Annotated in this window: 27 protein-coding genes and 1 other annotated feature; of the genes, 25 read left to right on the forward strand and 2 right to left on the reverse strand. The window is 40.3% G+C overall.

Going from position 1 to position 25,813, the window contains the following annotated elements; genetic code table 11:
• The 9 genes from RYX56_RS16150 to yajC form a co-directional block, all read left to right on the forward strand.
• On the forward strand, positions 1 to 369 hold a 369-nt coding region (locus tag RYX56_RS16150), incomplete at its 5' end, for a hypothetical protein (RefSeq protein WP_439108504.1).
• 141 nt (positions 370 to 510) lie between these two features.
• Entirely contained in the window at positions 511 to 1,584 is a 1,074-nt protein-coding gene (locus RYX56_RS16155; protein WP_317123080.1) for a YhcN/YlaJ family sporulation lipoprotein, read from the forward strand.
• Positions 1,585 to 1,750: 166 nt separating this feature from the next.
• On the forward strand, positions 1,751 to 2,320 hold the full coding sequence (locus tag RYX56_RS16160; RefSeq protein ID WP_317123081.1) for a BofC C-terminal domain-containing protein: 570 nt from the start codon (positions 1,751 to 1,753) through the stop codon (positions 2,318 to 2,320).
• A gap of 114 nt (positions 2,321 to 2,434) precedes the next feature.
• A complete protein-coding gene (gene ruvA, locus RYX56_RS16165) occupies positions 2,435 to 3,052 on the forward strand; it encodes a Holliday junction branch migration protein RuvA (RefSeq protein ID WP_317123082.1) in 618 nt (205 codons plus the stop codon).
• 19 nt (positions 3,053 to 3,071) lie between these two features.
• Positions 3,072 to 4,073, forward strand: coding sequence for a Holliday junction branch migration DNA helicase RuvB (gene ruvB / locus RYX56_RS16170; protein ID WP_317123083.1), 1,002 nt, complete (start codon positions 3,072 to 3,074; stop codon positions 4,071 to 4,073).
• Positions 4,070 to 4,285 (forward strand): DUF2905 domain-containing protein, encoded by a 216-nt coding sequence (locus RYX56_RS16175; RefSeq protein WP_317123084.1) that lies wholly within the window; start codon positions 4,070 to 4,072, stop codon positions 4,283 to 4,285. Before ruvB ends, RYX56_RS16175 begins: the two co-directional genes overlap by 4 nt.
• Before the next feature lie 84 nt (positions 4,286 to 4,369).
• Complete coding sequence (gene queA / locus RYX56_RS16180) at positions 4,370 to 5,395, forward strand: tRNA preQ1(34) S-adenosylmethionine ribosyltransferase-isomerase QueA (RefSeq protein ID WP_317123085.1); 1,026 nt, start codon at positions 4,370 to 4,372, stop codon at positions 5,393 to 5,395.
• A 35-nt stretch (positions 5,396 to 5,430) separates the two neighbouring features.
• Positions 5,431 to 6,570, forward strand: a complete 1,140-nt coding sequence (gene tgt, locus RYX56_RS16185; protein WP_047972879.1) for a tRNA guanosine(34) transglycosylase Tgt — start codon at positions 5,431 to 5,433, stop codon at positions 6,568 to 6,570.
• Positions 6,571 to 6,608: 38 nt separating this feature from the next.
• Positions 6,609 to 6,872 carry a preprotein translocase subunit YajC gene (gene yajC / locus RYX56_RS16190; protein WP_317123086.1) on the forward strand — a complete coding sequence of 88 codons (264 nt, stop codon included), beginning with the start codon at positions 6,609 to 6,611 and terminating at the stop codon, positions 6,870 to 6,872.
• A 284-nt stretch (positions 6,873 to 7,156) separates the two neighbouring features.
• Here yajC and RYX56_RS16195 read toward each other — a convergent pair whose 3' ends face one another.
• Positions 7,157 to 7,540 carry a TIGR04086 family membrane protein gene (locus RYX56_RS16195; protein WP_317123087.1) on the reverse strand — a complete coding sequence of 128 codons (384 nt, stop codon included), beginning with the start codon at positions 7,538 to 7,540 and terminating at the stop codon, positions 7,157 to 7,159.
• Positions 7,541 to 7,695: 155 nt separating this feature from the next.
• On the opposite strand from RYX56_RS16195, the gene RYX56_RS16200 reads away from it, so the two are divergent.
• The 4 genes from RYX56_RS16200 (at position 7,696) to RYX56_RS16215 (ending at position 11,409) form a co-directional block, all read left to right on the forward strand.
• Complete coding sequence (locus RYX56_RS16200; RefSeq protein WP_317123088.1) at positions 7,696 to 8,982, forward strand: ArsB/NhaD family transporter; 1,287 nt, start codon at positions 7,696 to 7,698, stop codon at positions 8,980 to 8,982.
• Positions 8,983 to 9,078: 96 nt separating this feature from the next.
• Positions 9,079 to 9,735: a DUF421 domain-containing protein gene (locus RYX56_RS16205; protein WP_317123089.1), complete on the forward strand. Its 657-nt coding sequence runs from the start codon at positions 9,079 to 9,081 to the stop codon at positions 9,733 to 9,735.
• Between the two features lie 80 nt (positions 9,736 to 9,815).
• Entirely contained in the window at positions 9,816 to 10,106 is a 291-nt protein-coding gene (locus tag RYX56_RS16210) for a hypothetical protein (protein ID WP_317123090.1), read from the forward strand.
• 166 nt (positions 10,107 to 10,272) lie between these two features.
• Complete coding sequence (locus tag RYX56_RS16215; RefSeq protein ID WP_317123091.1) at positions 10,273 to 11,409, forward strand: dicarboxylate/amino acid:cation symporter; 1,137 nt, start codon at positions 10,273 to 10,275, stop codon at positions 11,407 to 11,409.
• 298 nt (positions 11,410 to 11,707) lie between these two features.
• Here RYX56_RS16215 and spoVB read toward each other — a convergent pair whose 3' ends face one another.
• The gene (gene spoVB, locus RYX56_RS16220; RefSeq protein ID WP_317123092.1) at positions 11,708 to 13,279 is read right to left on the reverse strand and encodes a stage V sporulation protein B; all 1,572 of its coding nucleotides are present in this window, start codon (positions 13,277 to 13,279) and stop codon (positions 11,708 to 11,710) included.
• A 120-nt stretch (positions 13,280 to 13,399) separates the two neighbouring features.
• Between spoVB and RYX56_RS16225 the strand changes: the two genes are divergently transcribed.
• From RYX56_RS16225 to hisS, 12 genes are all read left to right on the forward strand, one after another.
• On the forward strand, positions 13,400 to 13,885 hold the full coding sequence (locus RYX56_RS16225) for a COG2426 family protein (protein WP_317123093.1): 486 nt from the start codon (positions 13,400 to 13,402) through the stop codon (positions 13,883 to 13,885).
• Positions 13,886 to 13,922: 37 nt separating this feature from the next.
• Positions 13,923 to 14,201 carry a post-transcriptional regulator gene (locus RYX56_RS16230; protein WP_317123094.1) on the forward strand — a complete coding sequence of 93 codons (279 nt, stop codon included), beginning with the start codon at positions 13,923 to 13,925 and terminating at the stop codon, positions 14,199 to 14,201.
• Between the two features lie 154 nt (positions 14,202 to 14,355).
• Positions 14,356 to 15,660, forward strand: coding sequence for a protein translocase subunit SecD (gene secD / locus RYX56_RS16235; RefSeq protein WP_317123095.1), 1,305 nt, complete (start codon positions 14,356 to 14,358; stop codon positions 15,658 to 15,660).
• On the forward strand, positions 15,650 to 16,594 hold the full coding sequence (gene secF / locus RYX56_RS16240) for a protein translocase subunit SecF (protein WP_317123096.1): 945 nt from the start codon (positions 15,650 to 15,652) through the stop codon (positions 16,592 to 16,594). The genes secD and secF overlap by 11 nt, the downstream gene beginning before the upstream one ends.
• Positions 16,595 to 16,701: 107 nt before the next feature.
• Positions 16,702 to 17,601 (forward strand): cation diffusion facilitator family transporter, encoded by a 900-nt coding sequence (locus tag RYX56_RS16245; protein ID WP_317123097.1) that lies wholly within the window; start codon positions 16,702 to 16,704, stop codon positions 17,599 to 17,601.
• Between the two features lie 17 nt (positions 17,602 to 17,618).
• Positions 17,619 to 17,957, forward strand: coding sequence for a LapA family protein (locus RYX56_RS16250; RefSeq protein WP_047973374.1), 339 nt, complete (start codon positions 17,619 to 17,621; stop codon positions 17,955 to 17,957).
• Positions 17,958 to 18,035: 78 nt separating this feature from the next.
• Positions 18,036 to 20,405 (forward strand): single-stranded-DNA-specific exonuclease RecJ, encoded by a 2,370-nt coding sequence (gene recJ, locus RYX56_RS16255; RefSeq protein ID WP_317123098.1) that lies wholly within the window; start codon positions 18,036 to 18,038, stop codon positions 20,403 to 20,405.
• Positions 20,406 to 20,407: 2 nt separating this feature from the next.
• Positions 20,408 to 20,923 carry an adenine phosphoribosyltransferase gene (locus tag RYX56_RS16260; RefSeq protein ID WP_317123099.1) on the forward strand — a complete coding sequence of 172 codons (516 nt, stop codon included), beginning with the start codon at positions 20,408 to 20,410 and terminating at the stop codon, positions 20,921 to 20,923.
• A 191-nt stretch (positions 20,924 to 21,114) separates the two neighbouring features.
• Positions 21,115 to 23,298: a RelA/SpoT family protein gene (locus tag RYX56_RS16265; RefSeq protein WP_317123100.1), complete on the forward strand. Its 2,184-nt coding sequence runs from the start codon at positions 21,115 to 21,117 to the stop codon at positions 23,296 to 23,298.
• A 20-nt stretch (positions 23,299 to 23,318) separates the two neighbouring features.
• The gene (gene dtd, locus RYX56_RS16270) at positions 23,319 to 23,759 is read left to right on the forward strand and encodes a D-aminoacyl-tRNA deacylase (protein WP_317123101.1); all 441 of its coding nucleotides are present in this window, start codon (positions 23,319 to 23,321) and stop codon (positions 23,757 to 23,759) included.
• Between the two features lie 235 nt (positions 23,760 to 23,994).
• Positions 23,995 to 24,171, forward strand: a complete 177-nt coding sequence (locus RYX56_RS16275) for a hypothetical protein (protein WP_317123102.1) — start codon at positions 23,995 to 23,997, stop codon at positions 24,169 to 24,171.
• A gap of 59 nt (positions 24,172 to 24,230) precedes the next feature.
• Positions 24,231 to 24,462 (forward strand) — a binding site (T-box leader).
• Between the two features lie 70 nt (positions 24,463 to 24,532).
• Positions 24,533 to 25,813 carry a histidine--tRNA ligase gene (hisS, locus tag RYX56_RS16280; protein WP_317123103.1) on the forward strand — a complete coding sequence of 427 codons (1,281 nt, stop codon included), beginning with the start codon at positions 24,533 to 24,535 and terminating at the stop codon, positions 25,811 to 25,813.

Here is a 25,813-nt window from a genome sequence, read left to right on the forward strand (position 1 = left end):
CAGGCAAATCAACCGATGATGCCAATGAATATGGGTCCACAGGCAAATCAACCGATGATGCCAATGAATATGGGTCCACAGGCAAATCAACCGATGATGCCAATGAATATGGGTCCGCAGGCAAATCAACCGATGATGCCAATGAATATAGGTCCGCAGGCAAATCAACCGATGATGCCAATGAATATGGGCCCACAGGCTAATCAGTCTATGCAATCAATGGCTCAAACGAATCAACAAATGCAAATGATGGGGCAAAGGAATCAACCAACGATGTATGGAACAAATGGACAAATGATGTCAGCTAATGATTATGAACAACTTCAACATCTTAATCAATATCGTGAAACTGATGATTATGAAGATTAATGATTAGAAGCAGCCTATTTTGGGGCTGCTTTTTCTTTTGATTTAATCATTTCGCTTATTATTTTCATTTCTCCCCAATAACTAACAGAGTAAAGTTAGATGATTTCAGCCACATTAATTGTTGAAAGGGGGAATTCAAAAATGAAAAAAGTAGCATTGACGGTTGCCGCAGCAACAATGATTTTAAGTAGTATGACTGCATGTGGTACAGACAATCAAGCTAGAACCATGAACAACAATTATCAAAATACAGGTTTTGAATCACAAGACATGAGTGGTGCTTATACAAGTTCACGTTACGGTGGTCAAGGTCCAGTTACAGATATGATGACACCTGATAATCGTCGTGCTGGTGGCGCTTATGGAAGACTCGATCAACCTGCAGGACAAAGAACACGCACACATTTAAACAACTATCAAACGCGTGACAAAGGGTTCCAATCTGCAGGACGTGATGGGTACCGTGCTAACCAAACTCGACCTGGAATGGGACGAGCAGGTATCACAGGGAATGATCGACCAGGTATGGTTGATGAAAATGGATTGTTACGTGGCCATGCCAATACGCGCTATGGTACACAAAATCGTCAAGGAGGAATGAACTTCTTTGGCTTTGGGCAACGCGGTACGATGAATCGTACAGGTGAAGGTCTAGGAATGACAAATCGTGGTGCAGGAACAATGGAGCATGGTGTTCGCCGCGGAGCTGGAGCGCTTGAACAAGGAGTGCGTCAAGGTGCTGGTACTCTTGGTCAAGGAGTGCGTCAAGGTGCTGCTGCACTAGAGCATGGTGCAAATCGTGGAATGGGTGCTGCAAGACGTGGTGCGGAATCATTAACGGGTCAACGCACAACTACGGCTAATTACCATAAAGATTACGACGGGAAAACGGCTCAACAATTAGCAAATCGAGTCGATGATATTGAAGGTGTTGAGGACTGTCGTGTCATTGTACATGAAAACGACGTCGTAGTAGGTGTTCAAACAGATGCTAACAAAGAAAAGATCAAGAATCGTGTCCAAAAGGTCGTTCAACAACAAGTTGAAGGAAAAGATGTACGCGTTGTAACAGATAAGAATACAGTAGGGCGCATCCGTACAATGGATGATGAATTACGTACTGGTGCTGCTTTTAATGAAGTTGGAGCAACATTTAATGACATGCTACAAGATTTAGGTCGCGCTGTACAACGTCCGTTTGAGCGTTCACGTTAATACAATACAACCTTAATTAAGACAGGGGATCCTCCCTGTCTTTTTTCAATTTTGAAGATTTTTTTAAGAGAGGAATGAAAACATCGATTTACGGAGAGACTGAACTTATAAATGGAAGTTTTTATCTATTATAGTGATTTCACTAATGAATTGAACGGTGGTGAACATGGTGAAAGTGCTTCAAGAAATAAAAAAGAAAAAGGGAAACACTATTCTCATCATGCTTCTGTTGATACTAGTTACAACCTTTACGTTACTATTTGTTCAAACAGAACGAGGGCATGTTCAATCTGATTCTAACGAGAATAATGCGTTTGAAGTCTTAGGTCCTACGACGATGAATGTGACCTTGCAATACCTTTACATGGACGGTGAAGTCATCGAAGAGCAGACTGAAGAAACAATTTGGGCAATGGAAGATTTCTGGGCTCAGTATGAGGAGTGGAATTTACTAACTCAATCTGAGGAGCGAATGGTCTTTCAAAAAGAAATTGATGATATCTCTCCAGATTTAAAAATGAACGGTTATTTTGGGATTACTGAAGATGGAATTTTATCGATTTTTGAAGGCGTTCCCCAAGATGAACAAGTGATTCAGTCGTTTTTTCAAGTCGATACAAAGAAATTGAAAAGTAAGCAACATTCTGAGCTCGCTAAAGGTATTCCTGTTGGAGATAAGGATCATTATGAAGAAGTGTTAGAAGTTTTTGCAGAGTATAAAGAAGCTGAATTTTAAGGCTGTCTGTTAAACAGGCGGCTTTTTTATTTTGAGCAGGATGCGATTATACGAAGGGAAGGGAAATATGCTAAAATAGAAATAAACGTTCGTATAATGGAGAGGGAGTTCAAAGTGATTGATTACATAAATGGAGTGTTAGTGGACATCGAAACACAATATGTCGTAGTGGACCACCAAGGGTTAGGCTATCAGGTCTATTGTCCGAATCCTTACCGTTTCCAGCGCCAATTAGAGGAGAAGATTAGGATTTTTACCTATCAACATGTGAGGGAGGATCTTCTTCGGTTATTTGGGTTTGAGACAAAAGCAGAGCGGGCTTTATTTGAGAAATTACTCAATGTATCAGGGATTGGTCCTAAAGGTGCATTAGCGATTCTTGCTTCAGGTCAACCGGAGCATGTGGTACGGGCGATTGAAGAAGAAGACGAGGCATTATTAGTGAAGTTTCCTGGCGTCGGTAAAAAGACAGCTAGACAAATTATTTTAGATTTAAAAGGGAAGCTTGATGAATTTGCTCCAAGTTTATTCACAGATTCAGACGGATTAATTTCTGGATCAAAACAAGCCGTTAACCAAGTAAATGAAGAGCTTGAAGAAGCGCTTGAAGCACTACGGGCACTTGGATATGTAGAAAAAGAATTGAAAAAGGTTCGTCCTAAGCTTGAAGAGGAAGCAATGGAAACGGATGCTTATATTAAAAAAGCTTTGAAATTAATGCTGAAAATCTAAAATGAGGAGGTGGAGATGAATGGATGAGCGTATGGTCTCTGCGGAAGCTCAAGGTCTAGAGGAATCACTTGATCAAACCATTCGCCCAACGGATTTAAATCAGTACATTGGGCAAGAAAAAGTAAAGCAAAACCTGCAAGTTTTTATAGAAGCTGCCAAAATGCGTGAAGAGTGCCTTGATCATGTGCTTTTATATGGGCCACCTGGTCTTGGTAAAACCACTTTATCTGGTATCATCGCAACAGAGATGGGAGTACAAATGCGAACCACTTCAGGTCCAGCAATTGAGAGGCCAGGTGATTTAGCAGCTATTCTTACAGCGCTTGAGCCTGGTGATGTTTTGTTCATTGATGAAATACATCGTCTAAATCGCATGGTTGAGGAGGTACTTTATCCAGCAATGGAGGACTTTTGTTTAGACATTGTGATTGGAAAAGGCCCAACCGCCAGGTCCGTTCGTCTAGACTTACCACCTTTTACCCTCGTAGGAGCAACAACTCGAGCAGGGATGCTCTCAGCACCGCTACGTGATCGCTTTGGAGTAATGGCACGTTTAGAATATTATACAGAAGCGGAACTTGCGGTCATTGTAAAGCGAACAGCAGCTATTTTTGAAACGGAATTAGAAGAAGCTGCCGCAGTAGAAATTGCTAGACGTTCAAGAGGAACTCCTCGTATTGCGAATCGTCTGCTACGGCGAGTAAGGGATTTTGCGCAAGTTATGGGCAACGGCACGATTTCTGTTGAACTTGCAGCAGATGCTCTAGAGAAATTACAAGTTGACCGTCTAGGACTTGATCATATTGACCATAAATTACTAATAGGGATGATTGAAAAATTCCGAGGTGGTCCTGTTGGCCTTGAGACAATCTCTGCGACTATAGGAGAAGAGTCTGAAACGATTGAAGATGTATATGAGCCCTATTTATTACAAATTGGTTTCTTACAGCGCACACCGAGAGGAAGAATGGTCACACCTGCTTGTTATAAACATTTCAATCTTAAGGAGCCGACTAAATGAGTACAATATCGAAAGTGTTGATTGGGATTGGGATTATTTGCATTGTGGTTGGGCTGTTATGGCCGCTACTCTCAAAAACATCAATTGGCCGCTTGCCCGGAGATATTTTAATCAAACGAGAGAATTCCACGTTTTACTTTCCGATCATGACCTCGATTGTCGTAAGTATCGTTCTTTCTTTGATTTTATTTTTATTTGGACGATTCCGGTAAGCGAGATGAATTTCCCTTGCTTAATAAAACAAGGTTCGGTATTCTAGAAAAGATGTCTTAGAACGGATGAAAAGGTGAATTTACATGGATGTACGTGATTTTGATTTTTATTTACCAGATGAATTGATCGCACAGACGCCGCTCCTTGATCGAACGGCGTCTCGTTTGCTTGTTTTAGATAAAGAAAATGGCTCGATTAAGGATGATGTCTTCTCTTCAGTAACCGACTATTTGAAGCCAGGTGATTGCTTAGTATTAAATGATACAAGAGTGTTACCAGCTAGATTGTACGGTGTGAAAAAGGATACCGGAGCTAAAATTGAGTTGCTGTTATTAAAGCAGCTTGAAGGTGATAAATGGGAGACTCTTGCGAAGCCTGCAAAGCGAGTGAAGGTTGGTACAACGATTGATTTTGGAGATGGCCTTCTCACTGCTACTTGTGTAGCTGAAAGCGATCAAGGTGGACGAGTAGTTGAGTTACAATACGACGGGATTCTTCATGAGGTTCTTGACCAATTGGGAGAAATGCCTTTGCCACCTTATATTAAAGAACAACTTGATGACCAAGAACGTTATCAGACAGTTTTTGCTAAAAATAGAGGATCTGCAGCAGCTCCAACGGCAGGGTTGCATTTTACAGAAGAACTGCTGCAAACTCTACAAGATAAAGGTGTTCACTTAGCCTTTATCACTTTGCATGTCGGGCTTGGAACATTTAGGCCGGTTAGTGTGGAGGATGTTGAATCCCATGAGATGCATGCAGAATATTATCAAATGAGTGAAGGAACCGCACGCTTACTTACAGAGGTTAAAGAGAATGACGGCAAAGTGGTAGCAGTCGGTACCACTTCAGCTAGAACACTTGAGACAATCATGAATGAACATGGTGCGTTTTGTGAGGCATCTGGTTGGACGTCCATTTTTATTTACCCAGGTTATACATTTAAAGGGATTGACGGATTGTTAACGAATTTTCACTTACCTAAGTCTACGCTTGTCATGCTTGTAAGTGCTCTTGCGGGAAGAGAGCATATCATTGGGGCATACAACCATGCGGTTAAGGAACGGTATCGTTTCTTCAGCTTTGGTGATGCAATGTTTATTCGTTAGATAAGAAATGAGAGTGACAAGGAGGATGGGACGCTATGGCAGCAGTCACCTATGAATTAATTAAAACGTGTAAACAATCAGGTGCTAGACTTGGGCGTGTACACACACCACACGGTACATTTGAAACACCCATTTTTATGCCTGTTGGAACACTTGCAACAGTTAAAACAATGAGCCCGGAAGATCTTTATGATATGAACGCTCAGATTATTTTAAGTAACACCTATCACCTTTGGTTACGTCCGGGGCATGATATCGTCAAAGAAGCAGGCGGCCTTCATAAATTTATGAACTGGGATCGTCCAATTTTAACGGATTCTGGTGGATTTCAAGTATTTAGTTTAAGTGCTTTGCGTAAGATTGAAGAAGAGGGTGTTCATTTTCGCAACCACATGAGTGGGGAGAAACTTTTCTTAAGTCCTGAAGGTGCAATGGATATTCAAAATGCGCTTGGGTCAGATATTATGATGGCATTTGATGAATGTCCTCCTTATCCTGCTGAATATGACTACATGAAAAAATCGGTTGAGCGTACGAGTCGCTGGGCTGAACGTTGTTTAAGTGCTCATAAACGTCCAGAAGACCAAGGTTTATTCGGAATTGTACAAGGTGGGGAGTACGAAGAGCTGAGAAAGCAAAGTGCTAAAGACCTCGTATCAATGGATTTCCCTGGTTACGCTGTTGGTGGGTTATCAGTAGGCGAACCAAAAGATGTGATGAACCGTGTGTTAGAGTTTACAACACCTTGGTTACCAGATGACAAAGCCCGTTATCTAATGGGAGTTGGATCTCCTGATTCACTAATTGATGGTGCGATTCGTGGGATTGATATGTTCGATTGTGTGCTTCCTACTCGTATTGCTAGAAATGGTACTTGTATGACAAGTGAAGGTCGCTTAGTCGTCCGAAATGCAAAGTTTGCACGCGATTTCCGTCCTCTTGATGAGAACTGTGATTGTCATGTTTGTCAAAACTATTCAAGAGCGTATATTCGCCATTTAATTAAGTGTGACGAAACGTTCGGATTTAGGCTTACGACTTATCATAACCTGTATTTCCTGTTAAACTTAATGGAGCAGGTAAGACAAGCAATTCGTGATGATCGTTTGCTTGACTTTAGAGAAGAGTTTTTTGAACAATACGGCTTCAACAAGCCAAATGCAAAGAACTTCTAATCATATAGCTTGTAAAGTAAGGAAAGGGGGGAAAATGAATGGAGATTCTTGGTACATTATTACCACTAATTCTAATGTTTGCGATTTTTTATTTCTTGCTTATTCGTCCACAACAAAAGCGTCAGAAATCAATTCGTGACATGCACTCAAACCTTCAACGTGGTGACAAAATCATCACAATTGGTGGCATACACGGTGTAATCGATGCAATCGATGAGGATGTACTCATCGTTCTTGTAAACGATAACCGCAAACTAACGTTTGACCGTGCAGCAGTCCGCGAAGTAGTCAACCCAGATTGATAAAAGAAAAGCGGAGGTGACTGTTCTGGCATGCGGTAAAATAAGGGGGAGCGATATGAAGTCGCAGTTTGACTTCATTCGATGCACCATTTTTACCCGCATGCCAAGGAGCCGAAGCTAGACAAGAAAAGCGGAATGATTCGTTTAGATATGAGGAGGCTGGAGGTTTGGCAATGAGAAGCGCTTTTGCTTCGTTTGCCAAAGTGACGCGGACGATTATCTGAGTCAATGAAGCTAGACATCAGTCATACATAAGAAAGCACAGCCATTTGGCTGTGCTTTCTTTATTTTTGTGAGTTGCTTGCTATATTCACTCCAATGATGCCACCTAATGCTGCGAGTAGCAGGTAGGCGCCGTGAAAGGCGTACTGTCCAGTTGTGAATACCTCGTTGTAGCCAAGGAATTGGACAAGAAAAGTTATTATTGTAAATAACAAGGCTGTTAGAGCACCTGCCATCCAACCTCTTGACTTTGCTTTTGCTCCTGACATAAACCCGCCAATAAACATTGATAAGCACGCTACTCCAATGATAAGCCAGCCGATTGATTCCTCCGTATAAGAAGTAAATGTTAAAAATAAGGAAGTAAGTAAACTAAAAGATAGAGCAATTACTAAAATTGCACTTAATCCCCAAAAGACAGCTGGGAGAAAACTTCTAGAAGCCAATTTTTCACACCCCTTTGTAATGTATTTAACCTCTTTTTAAAGCTTATTCAGGCTTGTATAAAATAGACATAAAAGATTGGATAAGCAGAATAAAGGACATGTTTAAATCAAGCGTGTCATAGGATGATAGAAATGTGGACGAGAGGAGTACAAACATGGCAGTAACCTTTGCGTTAATCATTTTTATCATCAGTTATTTCTTTATTATGACCGAAAAACTGAACCGGGCCGTGGTCGCTTGTCTAGGTGGCGTGTTGATGCTTGTGTTCGGTGTATATGAAATAGAAGCTGCCTTTTTGCAGCATATCGATTGGCATACGATTACCCTTTTACTGGCAATGATGATTTTAGTTTCCATCACAAGTCAGAGCGGTTTTTTTGAATATGTTGCTGTCTCTATGGCGAAATGGGTAGAGGGCAGACCCATCCCTTTACTTATTGTGATCTCAACTTTTACTGCTTTTGGCTCTGCTTTTTTAAACAATGTGACTACGGTGCTTTTAATTGTACCGATTATTTTTACATTAACCTCTCTTTTAAAGCTCAATGCGGTTCCGTTTTTATTATCCATTGTCATGGCGTCTAATATTGGTGGGACAGCTACATTAATTGGAGATCCTCCTAATTTAATGATTGGTCAGGCAGTTGGGCATTTAAACTTTAATGATTTTATCGTGCACTTAAGTCCAGTTGTTATCATCATTTTTTTATTAGTGATGGCAGGATTGGTTTTTTATTACCGAAAACAGCTTTCGGTTAAAGTTGAGCATCAGACGAAGTTAAAAATGCTCCAACCTGCAGATTTCATCAAAGATAGAACCTTGTTAATTAAATCGGTTACTGTTCTAGGAGCAACTACTGTTGCCTTTGTGATTCAACCTTTATTACATATTGAGTTGACTAGTATTGCAATGGTAGGGGCTTTATTATTGATGTTAATTACTCAAGATGAGCTAGATGTAGAGGAAGTATTCAAGTCGGTTGAATGGGTAACTCTTTTCTTTTTTATTGGACTATTCATGCTAGTTGGTGGATTAAAAGAGGTCGGGATCATTGATGAGTTTGCAAAGGCCATTATATATTATACGGACGGTGATTTGCCTAAGACGGCGATGTTTATTTTATGGGGATCTGGCATCCTTAGCGGATTTGTAGATAATATTCCATTTGTAGCGGCAATGATTCCAGTCATTTTAGAATTTCAAGAGTATGGAATGACTAATCTTGATCCATTATGGTGGTCGCTTGCTCTAGGGGCTTGTTTAGGAGGAAATGCAACCATTATTGGAGCGACGGCAAACGTGATTGTAGCTGGAATGGCTTTAAAAGCAAAGCAACCATTCAGCTATCTGGAATTTTTAAAAGTAGGTGCACCGATTGCTCTTATTTCTTTTATTATATCAAGCATTTATATTTATTTACGCTATTTAATTTATTTTTAACTGAGTTCTCTTTCCAAAAGCTTCAATTCATTAGCTCACAATCTCTGCACATACTACTCATTAAAGACTGAGTTTGAGATTGAGGGGGCGTGAGCGATGGACTTTGTGACAATCATCCTTCGTACAGTTTTGGTGTATGTCATTATTCTACTTGTCTTACGCTTGATGGGTAAACGAGAAATAGGGCAATTATCGGTTCTTGATTTTGTTGTATCAATCATGATTGCTGAACTTGCGGTGATTTCGATTGATAACTTTCAAGCGCCGATGATTCATTCATTAATCCCCATTTTTGTGCTGTCCATCATTCAAATTACGTTTGCAGTTATCTCGTTAAAAAGTGAAAAATTACGTGACTTATTAGATGGGGAGCCTTCTGTATTAATAAAAGAAGGAAAGATCGATGAACATGAAATGCGTAAGCAACGCTATAACTTTGATGACTTACTTGTGCAGCTAAGACAGAACAAGATAGGAAAGCTTTCTGATGTTGAATTTGCCATTTTAGAACCTTCTGGCAAACTTTCCGTTATTGAAAAATCAAAGGATGCTGACAAGAAAGGTTCCAATCTCCCCTTACCCCTTATCCTAGATGGGAAGGTTCAAGAGGAGCATTTGAAAAAAATCGAAAAAACACCGTTATGGTTAAGGCAAGAAATGAGAAAAATTGGATACAGAGATATTAAAAAGATATCGTATTGTGCTTTAAGGGATGATCAATCGTTTTTTGTAGATCTTAAAGACGAACAATAAGCTAAAACTAGTTATAGGTGGAGACATGCTTTTTGGTTTGTTCATATCTTATATATGAACGACAAAAAGGAGGTTCGCTTGTGTCTAACTATTATGAGCTTGCAAAAGAACATCAAGGTCAGCGAGTGACGATTACAGATGTTTCGGGAACAACTTATACAGGGAAATTAGTCAACGTTGATTCGGGCCATGTTTACTTGGAACTTGAACAAGCTGGGGAGCAGGAATCATATGATCGTAGCGGAGGGTATGGTTATGGCTATTACCAGCCACCTTATCCACCATCCTGTTGTCCATCTAATAATGTGGTCCCAATTGCGCTTGCCGCCATTGGAGGATTTGCCCTCGCTAGTGCCTTTTTCTTGTGGTAAGATCCTGAATATTTGAAGCTAATCTTGAGAAAAAGGTTAGCTTTTTTCTATCGCTTTAAAAACTTACTATTCTGAATATATCGTTAATCCTTGTTTTCTAAAAAAAATTATGTAAAATAGCAATATACATTTGTTCTTCTTAGAGAGACAATTCGGAGGGTAGAAGATGAAACTTTTAGCAAAATTAGTCATTGGTATTATTGTCGGTATTTTAATTGGATTGTTTTTTCCGGAATCAGTTGTGCGAGTGCTAGTTACATTTAAAAGCTTATTCGGAAGTTTTATCACATTTATTGTTCCATTCATTATTTTATTCTTTATCGCAAGTGGGGTAGCAGGCCTTGGAAAGAGTTCAGGAAAATTAGTGGGAAGCACAGTAGGACTAGCCTATGTATCAACCGTTATTGCTGGGTTGTTTGCCTTTGTTGTCGCATCTCTCATTATCCCTCAATTAACGACTCCAAATGAAGTTGTAGAGGAAGCTGGTGGACTTGAACCATTTTTAAATCTTGAGATTGAACCATTAATGGGCATTGTGACAGCTCTTGTTATGGCCTTTGTATTTGGAATTGGGGTTTCGAAAACAGGCAGTGAGAAGATCAAAGCGTTCTTAGATGAAGGTAGAGATATTATTGAGCTTGTGATTGCAGCTATTATTATTCCTCTTCTTCCTTTCTATATTGCAGGGATCTTCTCAGAACTTGCATATGAAGGAACAGTCTTTAAGACGCTGAGCTTGTTTGCAGTCGTTCTTGTGCTAGCCATTTCTCTTCACTTAATATGGTTAGTGATTCAATATTCAACTGCAGGTGCGCTTCGTAAACAAAATCCATTTAAGCTTTTAGCAAATATGGCACCAGCTTATGCAACGGCCATTGGAACAATGAGTAGTGCAGCAACGATTCCAGTGACGTTGCAATCGGTGAAAAAAAACAACGTAAAAGAAAATATCGCCAACTTCGGAGTGCCATTATGTGCAACGATCCATTTATCAGGAAGTGTGATCACGATCGTCACATGTGCAATGGCTGTAATGATGATTACACCAGAACTAGCAACACCAACGATTGCAAACATGTTGCCGGTAATCTTCATGCTTGGACTCATTATGGTAGCCGCACCTGGTGTTCCGGGTGGAGCGATTATGGCGGCCCTTGGTGTGTTAACATCAATGCTTGGATTTAGTGAAGCGGCAATCGGGTTAATGATCGCCCTCTATATGGCCCAAGATAGCTTCGGGACAGCAACAAACGTAACCGGAGACGGAGCGATTAACCTGATTATCGATCGATTTACAAAATGATAAAAAAGAAAAGCGAAGGCGACTGGACTGGCATGCGGAAAAATAAGGGGGAGTAATATGAAGTCGCTCTTTGACTTCATTTGATTCACCGTTTTTACCCGCAGGACAAGGAGCCGCAGCTAGACAAGAAAAGCGTAATTGGCTCGTTTAGGTATGAGGACGATGGAGGTTTGGCAATGAGAAGCTTCTTTTTGCTTCGTTTGACAAAGTGAAGCGACCGATGACCTGAGGCAATGCAGCTAGACAAGAAAAGCGAAAGGAGCTTCAGCCACTATAGCTGAAGCTCCTATTCTTTTATTTAGCTTTTCGGTACAAATTTTGCGATTGTTTGGCCGATGAATGGAAGACGTTTTAATTCATCGTGTTTGATAAGGCCTAATAAGATCATGAGAATGCTATAGAAGGTCGTTGTAATTGCAATGCTTAGTAACGTTTTTGTAAGCAATGACTGATCCAAGAATGCGTGATGTAAACAGAGGTACCCAATCCAAGTAGATGAACTGATTAGTAAGATTACTTTAACAATTAATTTTACGTTGATGGTGAAACTCACTGTTTTAACGACGGTTGCAAAATGGAGTAGGGTGACTAAGATAAAGCCAATCACAATAGCGAGTGCCGCTCCCATGATTCCAAATTCAGGACGGGTTGCTAGAGCAAAGATTGCTCCAATTTTCACGACTGCTCCAAACAAGCTATTCATCATCGCGGCTTTCGCTAAATCGAGAGCTTGTAGAGTTGCTTGAAGTGGGCCTTGGAAATAAAGGAAGATGCTAAAAGGAGCCATGACTTTAACGTATGTTGCAACAGATGGTGCATTGTACATCAGGTCCATAATCGGTTCGGCATACACATACAAAATAACGACTGAAACCCCTCCTGAAATAAGGGCTAATCGAAGGGCTTGCCCGAGTCTATGATGAATCGTTTTGTATTGTTTTTTTGCCGCTGCCTCACTGATAGCAGGAACCAACGAAACAGACAAAGAAAAGGTGATAAAAGTTGGTAGAAGTAAAAGTGGAATAACGAAGCCCGCTAATTCACCATACTGCTGAGTAGCCATAACGGTTGCAACCCCTGCAATAGCCAAACTTTGTGCAACAACGATCGGCTCAAAAAATAAGGAAAGAGAACCGATTAGCTTACTGCCAGTTGTCGGTAAGGCAATTCTCATTAAATCATTAAATGTATGTTTTCCTTCTTTTACGTAACCAAAGAAGCCTGAACGAATTTTGAAGCGTTTATTGGTCTTGAACATGAACACCATATAAAGAAGTGAAGCTAGCTCACCAAACACAACTGAAATCATGGCCCCAGCTGCTGCATATTCAACGCCCATTGGTAGAAAGGCACTTGTCATTACTGCAACTAATGTAATGCGGACAACTTGCTCAATCACTTGCGAGTAAGCAGTCGGCTTCATATTTTGTCTACCTTGGAAATAGCCGCGCATGACAGAGGAGAGAGCTACAATTGGGACAATTGGTGCAATTGCAATCAATGGGTAATAAGCCCGTGCATCTGTTAAGAGGGTTTTTGATATAATGGGAGCGAAGATGACCATGGCTGCTGTAAAAATAATGCTTAGTGTTCCTGTTATGGCAATGGAGACAATCAAGATTTTTTTAATTCTGCCCCGATCCTTTTTCGCTTCGGCTTCTGCCACAAGTTTAGAGATGGCTACAGGAAGTCCGAGTTGAGTGATCGTAATAACAAGAAGCAATGTTGGCACGGCCATCATGTAAAGGCCGACTCCTTCTGCACCCATAATTCGAGCTACCACAATTTTATTAACAAAGCCTAAAAAGCGCGTTATAAGTCCCGCTATGATCAAGATGAACGTCCCTTTTAGAAAGGTCTGTTTTGACATGTGCAGCCCTACTTTCATAAAAAATAATGGATATTTTCCGCTATTATTTATATGCTTAGTAGTGGGGCAAGCATGACAAGATGTTTTATCGCATTTGGTAAAGAGAGAGGAAGAGTTTAAGTGAAACACACTATTGAACAGTTTTTAATTGATACGTTTGGCTTTTTGCCACCTGAATTATTAGTCATTGTGATATCAGCAATGCCGATTTTGGAGTTGCGTGGAGGAATTCCGCTTGCTCATCAACTAGGCTTTTCGTTCAGTGAGGCTCTATTCTATGGGATGCTTGGAAACTTACTACCAATTATTCCAATTCTGCTATTATTCCGTCCTATTAGTAAGTGGATGCTTCGTTTTTCGGTATATAAACGCTTCTATGATTGGCTTTATAATCGTACGATGAAAAAGAGTAATAATGTTGAGAAGTTTGGTGCGCTTGGCTTGATATTGTTTACAGCGGTACCGCTTCCGACAACAGGAGCTTATTCTGCAAGCTTAGCAGCGATCTTATTTTTTATCCCTTTACGATCAGCCTTTTTAGCCATTGCAACAGGTGTGGTTATTGCTGGTGTTGGGGTTGCTGCTGTGATGTATACAGTCTTTTAGAGGTAAGAAGGAACTTAATAGAGGGGAGCATGATACGATGGAAAGACAGCAATTTGAAAGTTGGAGATACGATGTAGAGCCGGCACTTGCTTCAAAGGTCGAGGAGTTTCATTTTCTAGGTTATGACCGAGTAACTGTGGATCAAGTGTGGGCTTGTGTGATGGATCGTTTGCGAAAACAAAAAGAATTTATTCATCTTCATGCTTTTGTTCAAGTCATTCTTACATTAAAAGTTCAGGATTATATGACATGGGTAACAAAAGAAAGTTACCGTGAAGGCGAGAATTGGTTTAAAAAACAAGAATCGTTTGGGTAGGTCGCATGAATACATAATGTGATGTTTAAGTGAGAATCTTCTAGATGAAATTGACAGGATTTTTCATGAAAAGCTATAATAAGACTATTGTGTAAATGCTTGTCTCTTAGTAGACAAGCATTAGTGCGTTAATAGGAGGAGGCATTTGAGCAACATGGTGAAAAAAGGCCGAATTATTGCTTTTTTTCTCATCGTACTCATCTTCGGAGGGCTGATTAGCCAGACGGTTATGGGAATTACGAAGGAAATCAAGCTAGGACTCGACCTTCAAGGCGGATTTGAGATTTTGTATCAAGTTAATCCCGCTAATGAAGGAGATGTAATTGATCAAACAGCACTAAGTGCGACGGTTAGTGCGCTCAATCAACGTGTAAATGTGCTCGGTGTATCAGAGCCGAATATTCAAATTGAGGGCGACGACCGCATCCGTGTGCAATTAGCTGGTGTGGAAGACCAACAAACGGCACGTGACCTACTTTCTACAGAAGCGAACCTAACATTTCGTGATGTAAATGATGAAGTGTTATTAGATGGAAGTGATTTGCAGCAAAATGGGGCAAATTCTTCTTTTAAAGACCAAACGAATGAACCGATCGTGACACTCACTCTCCGTGATGCACAGCTTTTTGGTGATATTACAAGAGAGATTTCAAGCAGACCACCTGGTGAGAATTTACTAGTCATTTGGCTTGATTTTGAAGAGGGTGTTGATTCATACGAAGCTGAAATGATGAGTGACGACCCTAAATATTTATCTGCTGCATCCGTACGTGAACCGATTAATTCACGTGATGTGATGATTGAGGGTAACTTCGCACTTGAAGAGACTCGTATTATTGCAGAAGTATTAAATGCAGGATCATTACCTGTAAAACTAGAAGAAATGTACTCGAATTCAGTCGGGGCTTCTTTAGGGGAACAGGCGATGGAGAAAACGATTTATGCTGGGTTTATCGGAATTGCGTTAATTTTTATTTATATGCTGTTTTATTACCGTTTCATGGGTGTGATTGCTCTTGTTACACTCTCCGTGTACATCTATTTAGTACTTCTTATATTTAACTTAATGAACGCGATCCTGACGTTACCGGGTATTGCAGCATTAATCTTAGGCGTAGGTATGGCAGTGGATGCCAACATTATTACGTACGAACGAATTAAAGAAGAGATTCGTTCTGGAAAATCGATTATGTCTGCATTTAAAGCAGGTAGTAGACGCTCTTTATCTACGATTTTAGATGCAAATATTACAACCATCCTAGCGGCCGGTGTGTTATTTGCCTATGGGACAAGTTCTGTACAGGGATTTGCTGTGATGTTGATCGTTAGTATTTTAACAAGTTTCTTAACGGCTGTTTATGGTTCACGTTTATTACTCGGTCTATGGGTGAATAGTCGTGCACTCAATAAAAAGCCACGCTTGTTCGGTGTGAAAGAAGGTGAAATCGATGAGCTTTAATTTTCAAAACCGCGAGATCGATTTTGTTCAACATCGTAAGAAGTTTTTTATGTTCTCCCTTTCTTCAATGCTCATTGGTGTCATTCTTTTACTTACAATGGGATTGAATTTAGGGATTGATTTTCAGAGTGGTTCTCAAGTTGAAATCTTATCAGAAGAACCATTGACGGCAGAAATAGTTGAAGAAGAATTCGCTCAAATTGGTGCGGGGTATACACCTGATGACATTACCTTAGGTGGAGATCGCAATGAATTAGCTACGGCAAGATTCATTGTTGTACTAGATGCTGGTGAAATTGCGGAAATTCAGTCGCATTTCGCGGAGCAATATGGAGCTGAGCCAAATATCGGAACAGTATCACCAACAGTCGGTCAAGAGCTTGCTCAAAATGCTTTGATTTCTGTACTGATCGCCTCTGTGGGGATTATCATTTATGTGACAATTCGTTTTGAATTCTTATATGGGGTTGCTGCGATTGTGGCACTCTTACATGATGCCTTTTTCATTATTGCAGTGTTCAGTTTGCTTCAAATCCAAGTAAACGTGCCATTTATTGCAGCCGTTCTAACGATTGTCGGGTATTCTATTAACGATACAATCGTAACGTTTGACCGAATTCGGGAGAACATGAAACTAGCTAAGAAAGTGAAGGGCTTTGATGATTTAGCTGCAATCGTCAATAAAAGTTTAGTTCAAACACTTGCTCGTTCCATAAACACCGTCTTAACTGTGGTCTTTGCAGCTGCCGCCCTATTCATTTTTGGAGGAGAGGCAATTCGTTCATTTGCTCTTGCTTTGTTAATTGGCCTCGTAGCTGGAACGTATTCTTCTATGTTCCTTGCTTCTCAACTGTGGTTAATTTGGAAAGCGCGTCAGCTTAAAAAGCAAAAATTTAAAAGCAAGCAACAACCAGAAGAAGAACCACCGGTTTAGTATTGGAGGAAATTAAGATCATGGTGCATACCATGATCTTTTTTTTGGAACAATAACGTGGAGCGGTGGCAGGTTTTGGTATATTATGTAGAGAGTGGGGTGAGCATATGGAAGAAGCAGATATTCGCTACCGAAAAGTACGCTTTGCTGCCTGGGTTGGAATTATCGGCAATATTATCTTAGCTATTATTAAAGCCATTATTGGTTTTATGGCAAATAGTCGAGCATTAATTGCAGATGCTGCTCACTCAGCATCAGATGTCGTCGGATCTGTAGTGGTGTTGATAGGAGTACGCGCTGCAAAGCTCCCACCAGATGAAGATCATCCTTATGGTCATGGAAAAGCAGAATCGGTTGCTGCGATCATTGTTGCGGTACTGTTGTTTCTTGTTAGTTTTGAAATCGCACTTACTGCATTCAAGTCCTTTTTTGAGCCAGTTGTTGTCCCGAAAATGATTGCGATCTATGCTGTAGTCTTTTCAATTGTGACAAAGGAATTAATGTTTCGATATAAGTATCAATTGGGTAAAAAATATAAGAGTGAAGCATTAATGACTGATGCGTGGCATCACCGGTCAGATGTGTTCTCCTCAATGGCTGCGCTTGTAGGGATTGGGGCTGCGATTTTAGGTGGAATGTTGAATATTTCTTGGCTTTTGTATGGGGATGCACTAGCCAGTGCCTTTGTCGCCATTTTGATTGGTAAGATGGCATGGAGCCTTGGGAAGCAATCGATTCACAATGCGCTCGATCATGTTCTTCACCCAGAAGATACAGTAGAGATGAAGCAAGCTGCAGCAGAAGTAGAAGGTGTGTTAAATATTGATGAATTCTTTGCTCGTGAACACGGTCACTACGTCATTGTTGATATTAAAATTGGCGTAGACCCGTACATTACGGTAGAAGAGGGTCATGCAATAGGGAAGAATGTGAAAATAAGGCTCATGGAAGAGAAGAATGTTCAAGATGTACTCGTGCATATTAATCCATATAGAGAAAAAAACTAATTGAGGAGGTTTATGGGATGAGGGGACAATGGAATATTATTTTAGGATTGTTAGTGGCGATTATTATTGCCATCTTTGCCGTCATTAATGTAGACGCGGTTCGTGTAAATTATTTATTTGGGGTGGCGGAGTGGCCGTTGATCCTAGTTATTCTTGGTTCGGTCTTTATGGGGGCAATCGTTGCTGGTGCCCTAGGGATGGTAAAAATATACCGTCTCCAAGCAGAACTTAAGAAGCTAAAAACATTAAAAGGCCATCAAGAAGCTGCTGCAACATCAAAGCATGATGTCGATACAGTTGATGGTGACGAGAACACCGTCATCAACGATACTACATTAGATCAAGATCCCAAATAAAGACAGCGATCATTATAAACTCAGACATTGTCACCCCTTGGCTGCTCCTGTATAATAGGAGGGTCAAGGGGTGAACTTATGTTAAAACCTAAGGCAAGATGGAAAATACAAGAGCAAGATGATAACAAAGTAGAGAGTCTTGTCAACGAGCTAGGTGTAGATGTACTTGTTGCGCAATTATTAATTAATCGTGGCATTGATACACCAGAAGCTGCAAAAACGTTTTTAAACAGTGAAGAAATGACTTATCACGATCCGTATTTACTCTCGGGTATGAAAGAGGCCATTACACGTATAAATGAAGCTATTACCAATCAAGAAAAGATCCTGATTTTTGGAGATTATGATGCTGATGGAGTGAGTAGTACCTCGGTCATGATCTACACGTTAAAAGAGCTAGGGGCTATTTTTGATTATTATATTCCTAATCGGTTCACAGAAGGCTATGGTCCTAATGAGCCGGCTTTGCGCCGTGCAAAAGAAGAAGGCTATACGCTTGTTGTAACAGTAGATACAGGAATCTCTGCTGTTCATGAGGCCAATGTGGCAAGAGAAATTGGGCTTGATTTTATCGTAACCGATCACCACGAAGCACCACCGACACTGCCTGATGCGTATGCGATTGTAAATCCGAAAAAGCCTGGATGTACGTATCCATTTAAAGGGCTAGCTGGGGTAGGGGTTGCTTTTAAAGTAGCTCAAGCTTTACTTGGAAGAATACCAAAAGAGTTGCTCGATATTGTGGTGATTGGAACGATTGCTGACTTAGTTCCATTAGTGGATGAGAATCGATTAATGGCAAAAGAGGGCTTAAGAGCTCTGCAATCCACATCAAAACCAGGCTTACGTGCGTTAATGAAAGTATGCGGCGTTGGTCAAGATGCCTTAAATGGAGACCATGTCGGCTTTGGCATTGGTCCGCGTATTAATGCAGCCGGACGACTAGATTCAGCTGATCCAGCAGTGGAATTGATGATTACAAATGACCCTAGCGAAGCTGAACATTTAGCAGCTGAAATTGACGCTCTTAATAAACAACGCCAAAGTATTGTGAATGCTATTACAGAAGAGGCAGTAGAAATCGTTGAAACGACATATCCACCCTCTGAAAATGACGTTTTGATTATTGCCAAGACAGGCTGGAATGCAGGGGTTATTGGGATCGTAGCATCACGTCTTGTAGAACGCTTTTATCGTCCGACTATTGTGCTTAGCATAGATGAAGAAAAAGGGTTAGCTAAAGGTTCGGCAAGAAGCATCGAAGGCTTTGATATGTTCTCAGAGTTATCAAAGAGCAGAGACATCCTTCCTCACTTCGGCGGGCATCCGATGGCAGCAGGGCTTACGATGAAAGAAGCCGACTTAGATCTGTTACGCGAACGGTTAAATGAACAGGCAAAAGAAGTGTTAACGGAAGAAGATTTCAAGCCTCTTACAAAAATAGATCTTGCAACAAGTGTCGATCACATATCGTTATCGGTTATAAAGCAACTTGAAGCACTGGCACCATTTGGGGTGAGTAACCCAACACCTAAAGTTATGATTGAAAATGTTCATATTGATCAGATGCGTCGAATTGGTAGTGAGGCGAATCACTTAAAAGTAAGCTTCGCTCAAAATGGCGCTAGTCTTGATGGCATTGGCTTTCATTTAGGGCACTTGCATGATGAGATTAGCCAAACAGCTAAACTATCTGCGATTGGGACGTTATCCATTAATGAGTGGAATGGACATGTGAAACCACAAATGATGCTAGAGGATCTCGCTGTTAATGAATGGCAACTCTTTGATTGGCGCAGTATTCAACAAAAGCGATTAGACGATCGATTGTTGGAGATACCAGTAGAGAAACGAATCATTATTTCTTTTCAAGAAGAATCGGCGAATCAACTTGGCTTGCATTGTGAAGATATTGGAAAGGCCGAAGAAGTCTTTCGTGCTACGGGCTTGTTTGAAGATAAATATGTGATTTTACTAGATGCTCCGAATACAAGGGATGAGTTAAGACGTTTATTTACGGGCCAAGGAACACCTAGTCGGGTTTATACGATTTTTCATCAGCAAGAGGACTCCTTTTTTACAACGAATCCTAACCGTGATCAATTTAAATGGTTTTATGCGTTTTTGCTGAAACGTAAAACATTTGATTTGAAAAAGCATGGTTTAGATTTAGCGAAACATAAAGGTTGGTCAAAACACACAATTGATTTCATGTCACAAGTGTTTTTAGAGCTCGGTTTTGTTACAATAGACAATGGTATTCTCGCGCTTAGTGATTCACCTGAGAAAAAAGGGTTAGATGAATCTAAAAGTTATTTACGAAAACAAGAACAAGCAAAAATAGAAAATCAATTCGTTTATTCTTCCTATGAGGAATTAAAGCAATGGTTCAACCGCGTAATTCTTCCGACTGAAATAGATGAACGACAGACCAAGGAGACGGTGTAAAGATGGATTTTAAACAGTATATTACAATTGTAGAAAACTACCCTAAAGAAGGCATTCGTTTTAAGGATATTACGACGTTAATGCAAGATGGTGCGGCTTACAAAGCAGCAATCGATGAGATGGCTGAATTTGCAAAAGACAAGGCAGTTGATCTTGTTGTCGGACCAGAAGCGCGCGGATTTGTTGTTGGTTGTCCAATTGCTTACTCACTAGGAACTGGATTTGTACCTGTTCGTAAAGCTGGAAAACTACCACGTGAAGTCATTTCAGTTGACTATGGCTTAGAGTATGGAAAAGATAGTTTAACAATCCACCGCGATGCGATCACAAAAGGGCAACGTGTTTTAATTGCTGATGACCTACTTGCAACTGGTGGAACGATTGAAGCAACAATTAAAATGGTAGAAGAACTTGGCGGCATTGTTGTAGGAATTGCATTCATGATTGAACTAGACTACCTAGCTGGTCGTGACCGTCTTGATGGATATGAGCTTTTCTCACTAATGACGTATAAATAAACGATTAGAATAACAGAGTACTCATAAATTATGAGTGCTCTTTTCTACTATTTAGTTAAGAAAAATGAAAAAAAGGGAGGACGTTGGAAATTATTTTCAATGCTTCCTCGACATTTTTCGCCTTTATCTCTTTACATCGTGTGGAAACTTAACGATAATAAGAAGAAATCGAATCGTGAATAGGTGATTTCATGACCATAGATCAAGTGTTAGAAAAAGCAAGTCAATATCTTAGTGAGGATGACATTGCTTTTTTACGTAAGGCGTATGAATACGCTGAAAAATCTCATACTGGCCAGTACCGCAAGTCTGGTGAACCATATATTTTACATCCCATTCAAGTTGCAGGGATTATTGTAGAACTTGAGCTTGATCCAAACACTGTGGCCGCAGCATTTTTACATGATGTTGTAGAGGATACAGATGTGACCGTAGAAGAAATTGAAGCTGAATTCAATGATCAAGTCGCGATGCTTGTGGATGGTGTAACGAAATTAAAGAAATTTAAATACAAATCAAAAGAAGAACAGCAAGCAGAGAATCACCGTAAGATGTTAGTTGCGATGGCAAAAGATATCCGAGTGATTTTAATTAAGCTTGCCGACCGTCTTCACAATATGCGTACATTAAAATACATGCCGCCAGAAAAACAACGCATCACTTCAAACGAAACACTCGAAATTTTTGCACCACTTGCTCATAGACTAGGTATTTCAACGATTAAGTGGGAACTTGAGGATACAGCTCTCAGGTATTTAGATCCGCAGCAATATTATCGAATCGTTAACCTAATGAAGCGTAAACGTGCTGAACGAGAGCAGTATTTATCTCAAGTAATGGATACGATTAATGAACATTTAACAGATGTGAATGTTAGGGCTGAGCTAAACGGTAGACCGAAGCATATTTACAGCATCTATCGCAAAATGGTCCTCCAAAACAAGCAGTTTAATGAAATTTATGATCTATTAGCTGTTCGTATTATCGTACGAAATATCAAAGACTGTTATGCTGTTTTAGGTGTGATTCATACATGCTGGAAACCGATGCCTGGTCGATTTAAAGACTATATTGCGATGCCTAAGGCGAATATGTATCAATCACTTCATACGACGGTTGTCGGACCATTTGGTGATCCACTCGAGGTTCAGATTCGTACAGAAGAAATGCATCGAGTTGCTGAATTTGGAGTTGCTGCTCACTGGGCATACAAAGAGGGTAAATCTGGTTCTTCTAAAGACTCATTTGAAGACAAACTTACATGGTTCCGTGACATTATTGAATCTCAAAATGAGACCAATGATGCACAGGAATTTATGGAATCTTTAAAAATGGATCTGTTCAGTGATATGGTCTTTGTCTTTACGCCCAAAGGTGACGTTCTAGATCTCCCACGTGGATCGGTTCCGCTAGACTTTGCTTACCGTATTCATAGTGAAATCGGGAATCGCTGTATTGGTGCGAAGGTGAATGGAAAAATGGTTCCGCTCGACCATGAACTGAAAACAGGAGACATTATTGAGGTGATGACCTCAAAACATTCCTATGGGCCGAGTCAAGACTGGTTGAAGATTACCCAATCTTCACATGCGAAAAATAAAATTAAGCAATGGTTCAAAAAAGAACGTCGCGAAGAGAACATAGAAAAAGGGCGCGAGATCGTTGAAAAAGAAATTCGTGCACTTGAATTTGAACCAAAAGAAGTATTAACACCTGAAAACATTCAAGAAGTAGCAAATAAATTTAGCTTTGCTGGTGAGGAAGACATGTTTGCGGCCGCTGGTTATGGTGGTATTAGTGCAAAGCAAATTGTGAACCGTATGACCGAGAAGCTTCGTAAACAGCTCGACCAAGAACAAGAAGAGCAATCTTTGGCAAAAGCCATTTCTGAGATCCCGTCCTTTACACCAAAAAAGAAGACAAGCTCAGGAGTTCGTGTAAAAGGTGTCGATAATTTACTGATCCGTCTTTCGCGTTGTTGTACGCCTGTACCTGGTGATGACATTATTGGCTACATTACTAAAGGTCGAGGCGTCTCCATTCACCGTGCAGATTGTGCCAATGTGAATACTGAAGAGGCGAAAACACGTTTACTTCCTGTTGAATGGGAAGGCAGTCAGCAGCAATCAAAGTCATACAATGTCGATATCGAAATTAGTGGATATGACCGTAATGGCTTATTGAATGAAGTATTACAGGCAGTAACAGAATCAAGAACGATGATTAATGCAGTCTCTGGCAAGAGTGATCACCGTAACAAAGTAGCAACGATTAATATGACTATCTTAATTCAAAATATTGATCACCTTCATAAAGTTGTGGAGAAGATCAAACATTTACAAGATATTTATTCAGTACGTCGAATTATGCATTAATTGAAGTAGAGGTGTGGGTAGTGCGAGTTGTGTTGCAACGATCAAAAGAAGCGTCCGTAACAGTTGATGAAGAAGTAGTTGGCAAAATTGATGCTGGACTAGTATTACTTGTTGGAATCACGCATGAAGATACAAATGAAGATATGGAGTATGTGGCTGATAAAGTCATCAACCTTCGTATTTTTGAAGACGAGGAAGGGAAGATGAATCATTCCCTTCTAGACGTAGGCAAAGACATCTTGTCGATCTCTCAATTCACCTTGTACGGTGATTGTAAAAAAGGGCGTCGCCCGAACTTCATGAATGCAGCGAAGCCCGATATTGCAAACGAACGCTATGAATATTTTAATCAAGTGTTACGTGATAAAGGTATTCATGTTGAAACAGGAACCTTTGGTGCGATGATGGATGTATCATTAATCAATGACGGACCAGTCACACTGATAGTTGAATCTAAATAAGAAAAGTGGAACCGAATGTTCTGGCATGCGGTAAAATAAGGGGCAGTGATATGAAGTCGCACTATGACTTCATTCGATGCACCGTTTTTATCCGCAGGACAAAGAGGTGAAACTAGACAAGAATAGTGGAACCGCCTGACTTTGTGATCATAAAAACAAAATGATCATTTCTTGAAAGTTTTTGATGAAATTGGGTCATGCTAGAAGTAGATAAAATGAGGAAGGACGATTTTATATGCGCTCTAGCATGCGGCAATTATCACTGCATCAACAGTCAGACCAAATGTTTCATGTTGATTTTCATAACTTTGTGGAAAAAGAACAGGCTAATTCAAATCTAGAACTTGCTTCAGAATTTGGGTTGTCTTTACGCGATGTTCGCACATTAAAGCAAAAGCTAGGTCGAAATTAGCCTATTGACAGAGATGAGTTTCATTCGTATAGTAGTAAACAAACCAATTACAAATTTACATTATTCCGGTGACGGGGCATAGTAATCAAGGTAGCAAGTTAATCAGAGAGGAGAGGTCTTGGCTGAGAGCCCTCCAAATTTGTCTTGATGAATGAACACCTTTGAGGATCTTCTCTGAACATGTATATAAGTAGGAGATGACGTATACAGGCGTTAACTGTTGAAAAGTGGAAGTCGTAATTTAGGCTTCAATTAGGGTGGCACCACGGGTATATAACTCTCGTCCCTGATGTATTAAACATCAGAGGCGGGAGTTTTTTGTGTGGATAAAAGACCGAGTAAACAAGTAGGAGGAACAGTGATGAGTATTCAAATCCCACGCGGTACACAAGATTTATTACCAGGTGAAATTGAAATCTGGCAATACATTGAACAAAAATCAAAAGAAATATGCAGTCGTTACAATTACAAAGAAATTCGCACTCCTATTTTTGAGCATACAGAAGTGTTCGCGCGTGGCGTAGGGGAAACAACGGATATCGTCCAAAAGGAAATGTACACATTCACTGATCGCGGTGAAAGAAGCTTAACGCTACGTCCTGAAGGAACGGCTGGTGTTGTGCGTTCATTCGTTGGAAATAAACTATATGGTGAAGCAAGTCAACCGACAAAGCTTTTCTATACAGGACCCATGTTCCGTTATGAGCGTCCTCAAGCAGGTCGCATGCGTCAATTCGTTCAATTTGGTGTTGAGGCATTGGGCAGTAAAGACCCAGCTATTGATGCGGAAGTGTTGGCCTTAGTAATGAGCATTTATTATGAGCTTGGCTTAACTGATATCAAGCTTGTCTTAAATAGTTTAGGTGATAAAGAAAGCCGAGATGCACACAGAGAGGCGCTTATTAATCACTTTAAACCAAACATCAGTGAGTTTTGCTCTGATTGCCAAAGTCGTTTAGAGAAGAATCCACTGCGTATTCTTGATTGTAAAAAAGATCGTGAGCATCCATTAATGGCTACAGCTCCTTCGATTCATGATTACTACACAGAAGAATCAGCGACTTATTTCGAACAAGTAAAGGCACATCTTGATCAGATGGGCTTACCATATGTCATTGATCCAACATTAGTGCGTGGACTTGATTATTATAACCACACTGCATTTGAAGTAATGGCAGAAGGTGAAGGCTTTGGGGCGATCACGACATTATGTGGAGGAGGACGCTACAATGGGCTTGTACAAGAATTTGGAGGACCTGAGACACCAGGAATTGGATTTGCCTTTAGTATTGAACGATTAATCATGGCGCTAAAAGCTCAAGGGAAAGTGCCTGATTTCGGTAATCAACTCGATTGCTTTGTCGTGACTTTAGGTGATGCTGCAAAGGAAAAGTCGGTTGAGCTTCTATACCAATTACGTCAAGCAGGCATTCGTTGTGATAAAGATTACTTAGATAAAAAGATGAAAGCTCAATTTAAGGCAGCTGATCGTCTAAATGTACGCTATACAGCCATTCTTGGTGATAATGAACTTGCTGAGAATCGTATTAATGTTAAGAACATGGAAACAGGTGAGCAAGTCGAGGTTGCACTTGATACCTTTATCACATATATGAAAGAGCAAGTTGAGGGAGGCAAATAA

The organism is Alkalihalophilus lindianensis (assembly GCF_032843265.1).
GTDB classification, from domain to species: domain Bacteria; phylum Bacillota; class Bacilli; order Bacillales; family Bacillaceae_D; genus Alkalihalophilus; species Alkalihalophilus lindianensis.